Source organism: Cellulosimicrobium cellulans (genome assembly GCF_007679345.1).
GTDB lineage: Bacteria > Actinomycetota > Actinomycetes > Actinomycetales > Cellulomonadaceae > Cellulomonas > Cellulomonas cellulans_A.
Map to the genome: position 1 here is coordinate 193,800 of NZ_VEGH01000003.1, position 12,888 is coordinate 206,687.

17 protein-coding genes are annotated in these 12,888 nt (G+C 77.8%); 10 read left to right on the forward strand and 7 right to left on the reverse strand.

Annotated features, from left to right (window positions below; all coding sequences use genetic code 11):
- Positions 1 to 2: 2 nt before the first annotated feature.
- Entirely contained in the window at positions 3 to 545 is a 543-nt protein-coding gene (locus FS882_RS05375; RefSeq protein WP_158371666.1) for a DapH/DapD/GlmU-related protein, read from the reverse strand.
- A gap of 79 nt (positions 546 to 624) precedes the next feature.
- Between FS882_RS05375 and FS882_RS05380 the strand changes: the two genes are divergently transcribed.
- From FS882_RS05380 to FS882_RS05405, 6 genes are all read left to right on the forward strand, one after another.
- Positions 625 to 1,293, forward strand: a complete 669-nt coding sequence (locus tag FS882_RS05380; protein ID WP_158371668.1) for a SigE family RNA polymerase sigma factor — start codon at positions 625 to 627, stop codon at positions 1,291 to 1,293.
- Positions 1,290 to 2,276, forward strand: a complete 987-nt coding sequence (locus FS882_RS05385; RefSeq protein WP_158371670.1) for a hypothetical protein — start codon at positions 1,290 to 1,292, stop codon at positions 2,274 to 2,276. The genes FS882_RS05380 and FS882_RS05385 overlap by 4 nt, the downstream gene beginning before the upstream one ends.
- Before the next feature lie 136 nt (positions 2,277 to 2,412).
- Positions 2,413 to 2,781 carry a hypothetical protein gene (locus FS882_RS05390; RefSeq protein WP_158371672.1) on the forward strand — a complete coding sequence of 123 codons (369 nt, stop codon included), beginning with the start codon at positions 2,413 to 2,415 and terminating at the stop codon, positions 2,779 to 2,781.
- Positions 2,778 to 3,851, forward strand: a complete 1,074-nt coding sequence (locus tag FS882_RS05395; protein ID WP_158371674.1) for a PEP/pyruvate-binding domain-containing protein — start codon at positions 2,778 to 2,780, stop codon at positions 3,849 to 3,851. The genes FS882_RS05390 and FS882_RS05395 overlap by 4 nt, the downstream gene beginning before the upstream one ends.
- Entirely contained in the window at positions 3,848 to 4,444 is a 597-nt protein-coding gene (locus FS882_RS05400) for a hypothetical protein (RefSeq protein WP_158371676.1), read from the forward strand. The genes FS882_RS05395 and FS882_RS05400 overlap by 4 nt, the downstream gene beginning before the upstream one ends.
- A gap of 75 nt (positions 4,445 to 4,519) precedes the next feature.
- The gene (locus FS882_RS05405) at positions 4,520 to 5,146 is read left to right on the forward strand and encodes a dihydrofolate reductase family protein (protein ID WP_158371678.1); all 627 of its coding nucleotides are present in this window, start codon (positions 4,520 to 4,522) and stop codon (positions 5,144 to 5,146) included.
- Between the two features lie 79 nt (positions 5,147 to 5,225).
- Here the strand turns inward: FS882_RS05405 and FS882_RS05410 are convergent, their stop codons facing one another.
- Positions 5,226 to 5,462, reverse strand: coding sequence for a hypothetical protein (locus tag FS882_RS05410; protein WP_158371680.1), 237 nt, complete (start codon positions 5,460 to 5,462; stop codon positions 5,226 to 5,228).
- A 478-nt stretch (positions 5,463 to 5,940) separates the two neighbouring features.
- Here FS882_RS05410 and FS882_RS05415 point away from each other — a divergent pair, with 478 nt between their 5' ends.
- Both FS882_RS05415 and FS882_RS05420 read left to right on the forward strand, forming a co-directional pair.
- Positions 5,941 to 6,321: an HNH endonuclease gene (locus FS882_RS05415; RefSeq protein WP_158371682.1), complete on the forward strand. Its 381-nt coding sequence runs from the start codon at positions 5,941 to 5,943 to the stop codon at positions 6,319 to 6,321.
- A 180-nt stretch (positions 6,322 to 6,501) separates the two neighbouring features.
- Entirely contained in the window at positions 6,502 to 7,152 is a 651-nt protein-coding gene (locus FS882_RS05420; protein ID WP_158371684.1) for a class I SAM-dependent methyltransferase, read from the forward strand.
- 64 nt (positions 7,153 to 7,216) lie between these two features.
- Here the strand turns inward: FS882_RS05420 and FS882_RS05425 are convergent, their stop codons facing one another.
- A complete protein-coding gene (locus FS882_RS05425; RefSeq protein WP_187365143.1) occupies positions 7,217 to 7,867 on the reverse strand; it encodes a DUF6226 family protein in 651 nt (216 codons plus the stop codon).
- Positions 7,868 to 7,915: 48 nt separating this feature from the next.
- Positions 7,916 to 8,308 carry a hypothetical protein gene (locus tag FS882_RS05430; RefSeq protein WP_158371688.1) on the reverse strand — a complete coding sequence of 131 codons (393 nt, stop codon included), beginning with the start codon at positions 8,306 to 8,308 and terminating at the stop codon, positions 7,916 to 7,918.
- A 345-nt stretch (positions 8,309 to 8,653) separates the two neighbouring features.
- On the opposite strand from FS882_RS05430, the gene FS882_RS05435 reads away from it, so the two are divergent.
- The gene (locus tag FS882_RS05435; protein ID WP_158371690.1) at positions 8,654 to 8,893 is read left to right on the forward strand and encodes a hypothetical protein; all 240 of its coding nucleotides are present in this window, start codon (positions 8,654 to 8,656) and stop codon (positions 8,891 to 8,893) included.
- Between the two features lie 49 nt (positions 8,894 to 8,942).
- On the opposite strand, the gene FS882_RS05440 is transcribed toward FS882_RS05435, so the two are convergent.
- The 3 genes from FS882_RS05440 to FS882_RS05450 form a co-directional block, all read right to left on the reverse strand.
- A complete protein-coding gene (locus tag FS882_RS05440) occupies positions 8,943 to 9,161 on the reverse strand; it encodes a DUF2945 domain-containing protein (protein ID WP_158371692.1) in 219 nt (72 codons plus the stop codon).
- A gap of 78 nt (positions 9,162 to 9,239) precedes the next feature.
- Positions 9,240 to 9,782 (reverse strand): adenylyl-sulfate kinase, encoded by a 543-nt coding sequence (locus tag FS882_RS05445; RefSeq protein ID WP_262348083.1) that lies wholly within the window; start codon positions 9,780 to 9,782, stop codon positions 9,240 to 9,242.
- A gap of 33 nt (positions 9,783 to 9,815) precedes the next feature.
- Positions 9,816 to 10,517, reverse strand: a complete 702-nt coding sequence (locus FS882_RS05450; protein WP_158371694.1) for a hypothetical protein — start codon at positions 10,515 to 10,517, stop codon at positions 9,816 to 9,818.
- 183 nt (positions 10,518 to 10,700) lie between these two features.
- On the opposite strand from FS882_RS05450, the gene helR reads away from it, so the two are divergent.
- Positions 10,701 to 12,881 carry an RNA polymerase recycling motor ATPase HelR gene (gene helR, locus FS882_RS05455; RefSeq protein ID WP_158371696.1) on the forward strand — a complete coding sequence of 727 codons (2,181 nt, stop codon included), beginning with the start codon at positions 10,701 to 10,703 and terminating at the stop codon, positions 12,879 to 12,881.
- The last annotated feature ends 7 nt before the right edge of the window (positions 12,882 to 12,888 follow it).

Here is a 12,888-nt window from a genome sequence, read left to right on the forward strand (position 1 = left end):
CGTCACCAGGTCCGCCGCACGGCTGCCCTGCTGCCCGTGACGAGGCTCCGCTCCGGCACGTCCTCGACGACCACGGCCCCCGCCGCGACGACCGAGTCCCGGCCGATGGTCACCCCGGGCAGGATCGTCGCACCGGCGCCGATCCAGACGTTCTCGCCGACGTCGATCGGCCCACCGGTGAGCCAGACGCGCCGGTCCGCGGTGTCCACGGGGTGCCCGACGGTGATGAACGTGACCTTCGGCGCCACCAGCACCCGCGGACCGAGCCGGATGCCCGCGTAGTCGAGGAACGTGCAGTTCTGGTTCACGAACACCCGGTCCCCGAGGTCGAGGTTCAGGCCGTGGTCGGTGAAGAACGGTGGGTAGATCGTCACGCCGGCGGGCAGCGGCCGCCCCAGGATCTGCTCCAGCAGCGCGGCGCGGCCCGCCTCGTCGTCGAACGGCAGGACGTTCAGCCGCGAGGTCAGCTCGGTGGCCCGCAGCACCCGCTCGGACATCGCCCGGAACTCGGGGCTCTGGATGCGCAGGAGGAGGTCGCCGGCCATGCGGCGATCCTCTCGCGCGCCGCCCGGCGGCCGACGCAACCCATCCGCGCGCCGCTGCGTCTTCTACGGTGTGACCACCATGAGCAGCGCGGACGGCGTGGACTTCCTGCGCGAGCGGTTCGAGGCAGCCGGGCACGCGCCCCCCGCCCGACCGGCGGCCGACCCGCCCGGTGCCGACGAGGTCGCCCCCGTCGCGGTCGACCGCGACCGCCAGTTCACCGAGTTCGTCCGCCTCCACCAGGGCGACCTGCTCCGCACCGCCTGGCTGCTCTGCGGCGACCGGCACCAGGCCGAGGAGCTCGTCCAGCAGGCGCTCGTGCGGACCTACAGCCGGTGGGGGCACGTCCGGCAGCGCGACCCGCTCGGCTACACCCGCCGCGTGCTGGCCAACCTGCGCGTCGACCACTGGCGCCGCCGGCGGCGCGAGGTGCTGGTGCCGCCCGAGGACGTCGGGCCCGACAGCACGCCGCTGCACGGGCGGCCGCCGGGAGACCGCACCGGCGACCGGGACCAGCTCGTCCGGGCGCTCGCGACCCTGACCCCGCGGCAGCGCCGCGTCGTGGTCCTGCGGCACTTCCTCGACCTGTCCGAGGCCGAGGTGGCTGAGGACCTCGGCGTCAGCGCCGGGACCGTGAAGTCGACCGCCTCCCGGGCGATGGCCGCGCTCCGCGCCGTGCTCGCCCCCGACGACACCGACGACACCGACGACACCGACACGGGCTCCGCCCGGGACGGGAGCCACCGATGAGCGCCCCCGACGACGACCTCGCCCGCCGCCTCCGCGCCCGAGCGGACGCCGAGGCGCCCGCCATGTCCGTCGACCTCGCCGCGGTCGTGCGCGGCGGCCGGCGGCGGCGCCTGGCCCGCGGTGGCGCCGCGCTCGCCGTGGCGGCGCTGGCGGTCGCCGGCACCTGGTCCGGGGTGCGCGCGCTCGACACTGCACCCCACGAGGTCCAGCCCGCGGGCACCTCCTCCCCCGCACCGACCCTGACGGAGGCGGACCTGCACGCCGAGGTCGACCCGGTGGCCGGCACGATCACCTTCCCGCTGGCCCGGTACGACCTGACCGAGGACGAGTGGTCCGTCGTCTGGCGCGCTCGCACCTGGGCGGGCTGGCGCTGCGCCGAGGAGGCGATCGGCCGCCCGATCGCGTGGCAGACGCCCGTACCGGGCGATCCGCCGAGCGACAGGACGTACGGGGTGTGGAACCTCGCCGAGGCGCAGCAGTACGGCTACGCCATGCCGGTCGAGGGCGGTCGGAGCGGAGGACCTGTCGACCCCGACGTGCCGATGTCCGTGTGGGACGCCTGCAACGCGTCGGCCGCCGTGCAGGCGATGAGCCCCGAGGTCGACGCCAGCGACGAGCTCGCCGCCGCTCTCCGGACCGCCTCCGAGGCGGCCGACGCCTCGGAGGCGAGCCGCGCCGCCGTCGCGGACTGGACCGCGTGCCTCGCCGAGCACGGGCTCGAGCCGGCCGGAGGCGATAGCGGGTACGCCGTCGCCGGGGCCTCGTCGAACCGGTGGGACCGGGACTCGGTCGCGCTCGCCGTGACGGACGTGCAGTGCAAGACGGCCGTGGACTTCGTGCAGCGGATGGCCGACGCGGACGCCGCGGCGCAGGCGCCGGTGCTCGTGGCGTTCCGCGACGAGCTGGAGGCGCGGCTGGCGCACCAGCGGGCGGCCGTCGAGGCGGCGGAGGCGTACCTCGCGGCGCATCCCGAGATCCCCTAGCCCGGGCGTGCCGCACCACGTCGTGGTCGAGCGCGGCCAGCGAGCGGGCGACGTCGCCGCGCAGGGCGGCCGCGCCGGCGGCGCCTGCATCAACATCGCGTTGACAACACTGCGTTGATGTCCTGTCATGGGTGCCATGCCCGACGACCGGACCCGCGCCGCGGACCTCGACTCCCACCGCACCGTCCTCCTGCGCGCCGGGGGCGCCGCCCTGCCCGCGCGCCCCTGGCAGCACGGCGCGCAGCCGCCGAGCGACGGCGACCTCGTCAGGCTGGGGGCCTGGCTCGCTGCCGACCCCGCTGTCGGACCCGACGTCGTGACCGCCGGGCTCGGCCTGCTCACGGCGGCCCGCGCCGAGCTCGACCAGATCGAGGCCGCGCTGCTGTTCGCCGCGCGCGGAGCGGGGATGACGTTCCAGGAGATCGCGACGGCCCTCGGTCTCGGGTCCGGCCAGGCCGCCCAGCAACGCATGGCGCGCGTGCTCTCCCGGGCGGACCGGGCGTGACCGGTGTCGTCCCGCTCCGGGCCGCCGGCGCGCGGTGCGGCACCAAGGCCCGCACCCTCGGGCGTCTGCTCCGGGCGGGTCTCGCCGTCCCCGACGGCGTGGTGATCCCCCGCGCGCTCGACACCGGGTGGCGGCACGACCTGGCTCGGCACCTGGGCGACGTCGGGGCGGACACCTTCGCGGTCCGGTCGTCCTCGTGGGCGGAGGATGGTGCGCACGCCTCGTACGCGGGGCAGCTCCGCACGGTGCTGCACGTCCCCCGGGCCGAGGTCGAGGACGCGGTGCGCGAGGTCGCGTCGGCGACGGCCGCGGACTACGAGGCCGCGCTGGACCTGCCGGTCGGTGGTGGCGTCGCGGTGCTCGTGCAGCCCATGCTCGCGCCGGTGGCGGCGGGCGTCGCCGTCACCCGGCACCCCGTCACCGGCGCGGTCACGACGGTCGTCGAGGCCGTGCCCGGGCTGGGCGGGCCGCTCGTCTCCGGCCGCGCCGACCCCGAGCGCTGGCAGGTCGACCGCGGCGGCCGCGCCCGCGTCGACCGCGCCCGCGACGTCCTCTCCCCGCCCCGGGCGGAAGCCGTCGCCGGCCTGGCCGAGAGCGTCGAGCGCCTGCTGGGCGGCCCGCAGGACGTCGAGTGGGCGCTCGACGCCGGGGGCACCGTGTGGACCCTTCAGGCCCGGCCCGTGACGACGAGAGCGGCGGCCCGGCCGGGCCCCGGGGTGCACGACGCCGGCACCGCGGGGGGTGCGCTCCTCGGCACCGGTACACCGGCAGGGCCCGGGACGGCGCGCGGGCGGGTGCGCGTCCTGCGCGGCCTCGACGACCTGCCCGCGTTCCTGCCGGGCGAGGTGCTGGTCTGCCGCGCCACCTCCCCCGCCTGGACCCCCGCGCTCGCCCGCGCCGCCGCGGTGGTGACCGAGGCCGGCGGCGTGCTCTCGCACGCCGCGATCGTGGCACGCGAGCTGGGGGTCCCGGCCGTCACCGGCCTGGCGAGGGCACGGGACCTGCCGGACGGTGCACTGGTGCGGGTCGACGGCTCGGCGGGGACCGTGCACACGGTGGTGACGTCGTGACCGCGGCACCCGCGCTGCTGCCGGTGCTGCACGCGCTGCGCGTGCGGGGCGTCGCCGACGCGGGCGCCGTCGCGGCCCGCGCGCTGCTGCCCCGCGCCGCCGTCGAGGCCCTGCTCCTGGACGCGGAGGCGGCGGGGCTGGTCGCGCGCGTGCCGTTCGCCGGCCCGCAGGACTGGTCGCTGACCGAGCACGGGACCACCCACGGCGAGGCGCTGCTCGCGGCGGAGCTCGACGCCCTCGGCGCGAGGACCGTCGTCCGGGACGTCCTCGACGCGTTCGGGCCGCTGAACGACCTGGTGACCGGGGCCTGCACGCGCTGGCAGCTCACCGAGCTGGGACTCGGTGGACCACCTGCTGCCGTGGCGGACGTCCTGCGGGATCTCACCCGGGCCGCGGGGGGACTCGCCGTGACGGAGGCACGGCTGGCCGACCGGCTGCCCCGGTTCGCGGGCTACCACGCCCGGTTCGTCACGGCCCTGGACCTGGCCCGGGACGACGCGGCGTGGATCGCCGGCATCGACCGCGACTCCGCGCACCGGGTCTGGTTCGAGCTGCACGAGGACCTGCTGGCGACGCTCGGGACGCGCCGCTGACCCCGCGGACCCGGGCCGGTGGGTGGGAGTGCCTACGCTCGGTGCAGCGAACGGATCCGACGAGGAGGCCCGGCGATGCGGGTGACGACCACGACGCACGTCTCGCTCGACGGCGTGCTGCAGGGCATGGGCGCCGCCGACGAGGACACCCGGGGCGGGTTCGTGCGCGGCGGGTGGGCGCTCGGCTCGGGAGACCCCGCGGTCGGCGACCTGGTCGCGGCGGAGTACGCCGGCGCGGCGGCGTTCCTGCTCGGGCGGCGCACGTACGAGATCTTCGCGGGGTACTGGGGCACGTTCCCGGACCCCGCGGCGCACCCGGTCGCGGCCGCGCTGCACGACAGGCCGAGGTACGTCGCGTCCCGCACGCTGACCGACCCGGCGTGGTCCGGCACGACGGTGCTCGCGGGCGACCTGGCCGCCGCGGTGGGCCGGCTCCGGGCGACGGGCGACGGCGACCTGCTGGTGCCCGGCAGCGGCGCTCTGGTCCGCTGGCTGCTGGCGCACGGCCTGGTCGACCGCATGACGCTGCTGGTCTACCCGGTCGTCGTCGGGCAGGGGACGCGGCTGTTCCCGCAGGACGGCCCGGACCTGCGCCTCACGCCGGTGTCGTCCACGACGACGCCCGGCGGCGTGACGGTGCAGACCTACGAGCCCGCGGGACGGCCGGTGTACGCCGGGACGGGACCGCACCCCGACGCGTGACGCCGGATGCCGCCGAGGCGGCGGGGGCCGAGGGTCGCGCGCGCCCCGGACCGCGGCAGAACCGGTGACGCGGTGCCGCTCAGACCCCGGACGCCCCGAGCACCAGCGCGTGCCAGGCACCGGGGCGCTCGGCGCCGTACCCGGAGACGCCGACGCCCAGCACGCCGGTCGCGTCCAGCGCCTCGTCCCGCGCCTCCGGCCCGCACGGCACGTCGCGGAACGCGAGCACCTCCGTCCGCGTGCCGCCCGCGGCTGCCTCGGTCGTGACCGACACGTCGAAGTCGAGCGTCCCCTCCCCCTGGCACGACAGCCGCACGCCGTCGAGGCGCGCCGTCGCCGCGAAGTCGAGCGAGATCTGCGCCGGGGCCCGTCGGCGCGGGCTCTCCGGCGTCCACCCGCCCGGTCGCGGAGCCGAGCAGCCCGCCGGGCGGCGGGGCGTCGTCCTGGTCGGCCATCCAGGCGCTGACCTCCTCGGGGGTCGGCCCGGTCGGCGCGGTGCACGCCGCGGCCAGCAGGGCGAGGACGGCCGCGGCGGCGGAGCGCGCGACGGGTGCCGGGGTCATGCGACCACGCTAGCCGCCGGACGCCGACCGCGACGGCGGTTCGCGGGGTCGGCTGGGCGGTTCGCGGGGTCGGCTGGGCGGTTCGCGGGGTCGGCCCGGCGGTTCGCGCTGCGCCTGCGGCGCGGGGTGGTCGCACCGCCGCCTCGCGGCCGGCGCAGGGGCGGGAGCTCTGGCGGGGTACCAGCGCCGGGCAGGCGCGCCGGCGTGCGGTGCCCGACGTAGCGTCGGCCCATGTCCACCACCGGCCCCCGACGCTCTCCGCGCGCGGAGCGGCTGCGCCTCGCCGTCGAACGGGACGGCGCCCGCTGCGTCTGGTGCGGGCGGGCGTTCGGCCCGCTCGTCCCGCCGACGCGCGAGCACTTGGTGCCGCGCGCCAAGGGCGGGCCGTCGTGGCTCGAGAACGAGGTGCCCGCGTGCCGCCGGTGCAACGCCGAGCGCGGCCACCGCGGCGTCGTCGAGTGGCTCGAGGAGTGCGCACGCCGCGGCTGGGCCCCGGACGGCGACGCCGTCGCGCGCTCCCTCGACGCCCTCGCCGCGGCCATCGGCGCGCGCGGGGGTCAGCGCCGGGCGCGGTCGTACGTCACGGCCCAGCTGCGCCGGCTGCGGCGCTGACCACGGCCACCCGGCGCTCGCCCCCGCGCCCCTCGCGACAACCCCGTCGGGCGAGCACCCGCCGGATGCTCCCTCGACGCGTCGAGCACCCGCTCGGCGCGGGTGGCTGCGCGCCGGTGCCCCGAACGGCGGCGCCCCGAACCGCCGCGCCCGGAACCGCCCCCGTGCCAGGGTGGTCCGGTGACGTCGTCGCTGATCCGCTGGCTGGACCGCGTGAACGCCGCGCACCCGTGGAGCCACAACGAGGCGTACCGCCCGTGGGTGCTCCGCCGGGTGCCGCGCGGCGCCGTGCGGGTCCTCGACGTCGGCTGCGGTACCGGCGGGCTCGTGCGGGCCCTCGCCGCGCGGGGCGCGGAGGCGCACGGGGTCGACGTGGACGCCCCGACGATCGCCACCGCCCGTGCGCTCTCGGCGGGGCACCCGCGCGCCTCGTTCGCCGTCGCGGACACGCTGGGTGCGACCACCGGGTCCCCGGCCTACGACGCGGTGACGGCGGTGGCAGTCCTGCACCACCTGCCGCTCGACGAGGCCCTGACCCGGTGGTGCGCGCTGCTCCGGCCGGGCGGGGTGCTGGTGGTCGTCGGCTGCTACCGCGAGGCGACCCGGCGGGACCGGGCCGTGTCCGCGCTCGCGATCCCCCTGAACGTCGTCATGGGGCTCGTCCTCGCGCGGAGGGCCGACGCCGCCCGGGTCGCGATGGCGGCTCCCGCCCGGCCGCCGGACACCACGTTGGCGGACGTCCGGCGGGCGGCGGCCCGGCTGCTGCCCGGGGCACGCGTGCGCAGACGGCTGTTCTGGCGGTACACGCTGGTGCACCGCGTACCCGGCTGAGCGGCCTCCGGGTGCCGGACACCCCGGTCCACCCGCCGCGCCGCCGGCGGCCCGGACGCGGCGCTCACCGCCGAGGCCAGGCCGCCCATCCGTCGACGACCGAGGCCAGCCGCTCGCGGACGGCACGCACGCGCCGACGGTCCGCCCGGTCGCTCGCCGGCCCGCCGCCTCCCCCGCCGCGACCGTCGCCGTCCAGCTGGCACCCCGCGCCGGACCCGGTCGCCCACTCCCGGTACCCGCCGCTGACGACCACCCCGACGTGCCACTCCAGGTCGTCGGCGACCGCTCGGCAGGACTCGTCGCAGGCGTCGCACCCGCACACCGGGAACGGGAAGTCGTGCAGCAGCCCGGCGTGCACCACCACGCCGGGGTACGCCGTCCAGACGACCGTCAGGGGCGCCGCGGTCTCCCGGCGCGGCACCACCCGCACGGCTCGCACGGCGTGCACGGTCGATCCCACCGGGTGCCGCAGGTCGGCGACGCACGCCAGGTCGTCCGTGACCGCCACGTCGTACCGTGCGGCGAGGTGGTGCACCAGCGCGTCGGCCACGTCGTGCAGCGGGGCGAACCGCTCCGGGTGGCTGTCGACGCCGTAGGTGTCCTCCGGAGGCCCGTCGGGCCACCGGCCGCCGTAGCGCACCGGGTGCCCGTCGGCGTCGAGCAGCACGGGCTCGCGGACCGCCGGGCGCGCGTAGCCGGTCAGCAGCACGGCCACCTCCCACCGGGGCGTCCCGGCGCGGGGTGCGCCGGCGTCGCTCGCAGGCTACCCGTGCGCGCCGTCGCCGGACTCGGCCCGGTCGGCGGCCCGCACCAGGTCGACGTGGTCCTGCCGTACCCGGAGCAGGTCACCCGGGCACAGGTCGTCCTGGAGCACGAGCTCGCGCGCGTCGGCGTAGGTGACCACGACCGGCGGGCCGTAGCACTCGGTCACGTCGAGGAGCAGCGCCCCGCCGCCGTCGCCCACCTCGGTGCGGTCCTCGGCGCCGAGCCGGACGGTGACGTCGTCGTCGGCCTGGTTCGCGATCTCGATGTCCGCACCCGCGGCGCACCCGGCGACCGCGAGCAGCACCGCCCCGACGACCGCGAGCAGCACCGCCCCGACGACCGCGAGCAGCACCGCCCCGACGACCGCACCGGCCAGCACGTCCCTGCGCATCACACCCCCCGTCCCGCGCCCCGCGCGGGGCGACCACCTCGACCGTAGGGGCGCACCCGGCCGCGCGGGCCGTCGCGCTGTGCGGATCCTGTGCGGGAACGGGAACGGCACGCGGGACGGGCGGCATCCCGGAGGCCCGAGCGCGCCGGGCCGGGCCCGCGTCCCCAGCGGCGGAACCGTCAGCCCCCGGGGTGTGAGGCACCCCACACCCCGGGGTGACGAACGACCCGCCCGCGCGCGGCCCCCGGGGAGCAGCATCGGGAACGGGCGGCAACGGCGCCGCTCCGGCCGACGGCTTCCCGGGCTCCCCGGCGCCGGCCGCAACCCTCGTCGTGAGGAGACGCGATGCGTACGGAGCACACCGACCCGCGGTACGCCGTCGAGGTCGACGACCGCCCGACCTACCGGGTGGACTTCGTCGGCGCCTACGGTGCCACCGAGGAGTTCCGGATCTTCGCCGCGCCGGACCTGCCCGCGGTCCAGCGGTGGGTCGGCGACCAGGCCGCCGGGCGCGCGTACACGGTGTGGGTCGAGTACCCCGGCCGCTCCGGGGTCGGGCTCGCGCAGGTGCTGTCCTCGCGCTGATGCCGGGCGCCGGCAGGCGTGCCGACCCGGGCGTGCCGACCCCGGCGCGTCAGCCGGACGCGAGCCGACGCAGCGCCGAGCGCTTGTGCGCGGCCCGGGCCCCGGTCTTCTCGGACTCGACCAGGTACGCCGGCTCGTCCTCGGAGGCGGTGAACGTCTGGCCGTCGTGCTGGAAGTCCGCGGTCCGCCGCTCGACGACCCGCCCCCGCGTGCGGCCCTGGGACGTGTTCCAGGACACCCGGTCCCCGACGTGGATCGGCTCGGCCATGGTGCGGTCCTCCCGTGCGGCTGACGTGCGGTCGGGGCCAGTCGACCACGCGCGGCACCGCGCGGCACGGCGGCCCGGCTACCCGGCCCAGCCCACCGCCCGCAGCACCGCCGCGGCCACCTCCGCCGGCGCGAGCCCCTCGACGTCGACCACGTGGTCCTCCACGCGCGCGGCCTCGAGGATCGCGTGCAGCTCCCCCGCGCGGTGCCGGTGCCACGCGAGCACCGACGCGTGCCCGGCGTGCCGGACGTCGAGCCGGTCGCGCACCGCGGGGACGGCGAGGCGGAGCCGGCACACGGTGAGCGGCATCCCGACCGCGTCGGCGTAGGCCGCGCGCGAGTCCCGGTCCTCGAGCACGCCGGCGAGGACCAGCCGCGCGGCGCCGCGCCGCCGGTAGACGGCCGCGACCGCCCGGAGGTTCTCCAGCTCGAGGTCCTGCTGGAACGGGTCGCCCGGCGGTGCCGGCCAGGACCGCCGGAGCTCGTCGAGGTCGACGACCGCGTGCGGGACGCCGCGCTCGGCGAGCAGCTCGCCCACGTGGTCGGCGGTGGTGCTCTTGCCCGCGCCGACCGTGCCGGTCAGCAGCAGGGCGGCGGGGGCGGGCGCCGGTGCGGAGATCACGGCCTCACGCTACGGCTCCCGCCCCGGCCGGCGTCAGCGCCAGGTGACGGGCGCCGGGAAGTACGGGTTGTCCGACGACGCGATGAACGACTGGTACGACTCGCTGTTGTACTCCGCCGAGGTGACCACGGCGCCGTCCTTGGCCAGCGCGACGAAGCAGGACACCAGCACCCGGGCGTCCTCGTCGTACTCGGGCAGGAGCAGGCCGCAGGAGTCGCCGGGCGAGTTGAGCGAGAAGCCGCTGGTCAGGTACTCCGTGTCGGCGCCGGTCGCGTCGAGCGGGAACAGGTCGACGGTGGTCGGGTCGTAGCCCTCGGGGGTGTCGTACAGCCACTGGTGCTGCGTGATCACGGCGTACGGCGTGTACCCCTCGAACTCCTCGGCGTTGCTGAACTGGTCGAAGAGCGAGGTGTCGAGCTCGCTCACCTGGAGCACCGCGACGCCGACGCCACCGCTCACCTCCTGGTCGCCGTAGGTCTCGGTCTGGTTCAGCCACGCGGGCTGGCCGAGCCCGAGCGCGGTGCCGGGCGCCGTGACCGCGCCGGGAGCGCCGAAGTCGACGGCGTCGACCTCGTAGTCCACCGCGAGCGGGCCCGTCTGCTCGGGCGCGGGCGCCGCCGAGGCGCCCGCGGACCGGTCCTTGTCCTTGCTCTTCGGCTCGTCCGAGGAGCAGCCGGCGAGGCCGAGCGCGAGGACGAGGGCGGCGGCGGGCACGGCGAGGGGCGACAGGCGCACGGGGAGGACCTTCCGGGAGGGGAGCTGCCTGGTGGATGCACAGGCCAGACCCAGGAACGGTAGGCCACGCCGCGCGCGGGCGCCTCCGGCACTCTCAACGTATAGCGCGGTGGGGGTCTTGCCGCAAGGCCCCCACCGGGGCCCAGAATCCTCGGCGCACCACCCCTGCGCCCGAGGAGCCCGATGACCGCGACCGCCGCCTCCGCCTTCGCCCTGCCCGACCGCCTGGCCGCCAAGGCCGCCCCCGCCCTGATCGCCGCCGACGAGCGCCGGTTCGCCGCGGTCGCCGAGGCGCTGGAGGCCACGACCGCCGACCTGGCGGGGCGGCTCGACGCCGTGCGCCGGCAGCCGGCCGGCCGCGGCCAGGAGACCCTCGACCGCGATGCGGAGGTGCGCCGGCTGTCGACGCGGCTGCGCGCGCTGCGCCGGTTCGGGCTGGACCTGTGCCTGGGCCGGATCACGCCCGACGACGGCGGCGAGCCGGTGTACGTCGGCCGGCTCGGGCTGACGGACGCCGACGGCCGCCGGCTGCTGGTCGACTGGCGCTCCCCCGCCGCGGAGCCGTTCTTCGGCGCGACGCGCGCGCGGCCGCTCGGCCTCGCGGCACGCCGCCGGTACCGGTGGACCGGCGGGCGCGTCACCGACTACTGGGACGAGGTGTTCACCGCCGACGGGTCGGGCGCCGTCGCGGCGCAGGCCGCGCTGGACGACGAGTCCGCCTTCATCGCCAGCCTCGGCACCAGCCGCACCGCGCGGATGCGAGACGTGCTCGGGACCATCCAGGCCGACCAGGACGCGGTCGTGCGGGCGGGGTCCCGCGGGACCCTGGTGGTCGACGGCGGCCCGGGCACCGGGAAGACCGTGGTCGCCCTGCACCGCGCCGCCTACCTGCTGTACGCCGACCCGCTGGTGGAGCCCCGCCGCGGCGGGGTGCTCGTGGTCGGACCGAGCCGCCCGTACCTCGACTACGTCGCGGACGTGCTGCCGAACCTGGGCGAGGACGGCGCCCGCACCTGCGTGCTGCGCGACCTGGTCCCCGAGGGCGCGGTGGCCGTCCCGGAGCACGACCCCGAGGTCGCCCGGCTCAAGGGCACCCTCGACATGGTCCGTGCCATCGAGCCGGCGGTGCGGTTCTCCGAGCGCCCGCCGACCGAGGGGCTGCTGGTCGAGACCCCGTGGGCCGACCTCTGGCTCGGGCCCGAGGACTGGGCGGAGGCGTTCGGCGCCCCCGACCCCGGCACCCCGCACAACGAGGCCCGCGAGGTGATCTGGGAGGCGCTGCTGGACCTGCTGGCCGAGAAGGCGCGGGAGGAGGACGAGGAGATCCCCGCCGACCTGCTCCGCCGCGCCCTGCGGCGCGACGGCGACCTGAGCACCGCCGTCGACCGGGCCTGGCCGGTGCTCGACGCCGGCGAGCTCGTCGCCGACCTGTGGTCCGTCCCGGCCTACCTGCGGCTCAGCGCCCCCTGGCTGACGCCCGAGCAGGTGCGCCTGCTGCAGCGGGCGGACCCCCGCGCGTGGACCGACGCCGACCTGCCCCTGCTCGACGCGGCCCGGCAGCGCCTCGGCGACCCGGGGGCGTCGCGGCGCCGGCACCTCCGGCAGGCCGAGGTCGCGGCGGAGCGGGAGTACCGCGCGCGGGTGGCCGACGACCTGATCGCCGCCGACCACGAGGGCGAGCAGGAGGGCATGCTCGACATGCTGCGCGGGGCGGACCTGGAGCACGCGCTGCTCGGCGGCCCGCAGGACGCGCGGACCGACACCGACCGCCTGGCCGGTCCGTTCGCGCACGTCGTCGTCGACGAGGCGCAGGAGCTGTCCGACGCGGAGTGGCAGATGCTGCTGCGCCGGTCGCCGTCCCGGAGCCTCACCGTGGTCGGCGACCGGGCGCAGGCCCGGCACGGCTTCCCCGAGTCCTGGGCGGACCGGCTCGGTCGGGTCGGGCTCGGCGCGCCCACGGTCGCGTCGCTGACGATCAACTACCGCACGCCCGCCGAGGTGATGAGCGCGGCGGAGCCGGTGATCCGCGCGGCGCTGCCCGACGCGAACGTCCCGACCTCGGTCCGCAGCACGGGCGTCCCGGTCGGCCACGGGTCCGTGGCGGAGCTCGACGGGCTGCTCGCGTCCTGGCTCGCCGACCACCCCGAGGGCGTCGCCTGCGTGATCGGCGCCGACCGGGAGGCCCCCGGGGCGCCGCGGGTCCGGTCGCTGTCACCCGCCGGGGCCAAGGGGCTCGAGTTCGACCTCGTGGTGCTGGTGGACCCGGAGCGCTGGGGCGGCGGCGTCACCGGGGCGGTCGACCGGTACGTCGCGATGACCCGGGCGACCCAGCGGCTGGTCGTGCTGACCGGCACGCGCGGCTGAGGCAGGC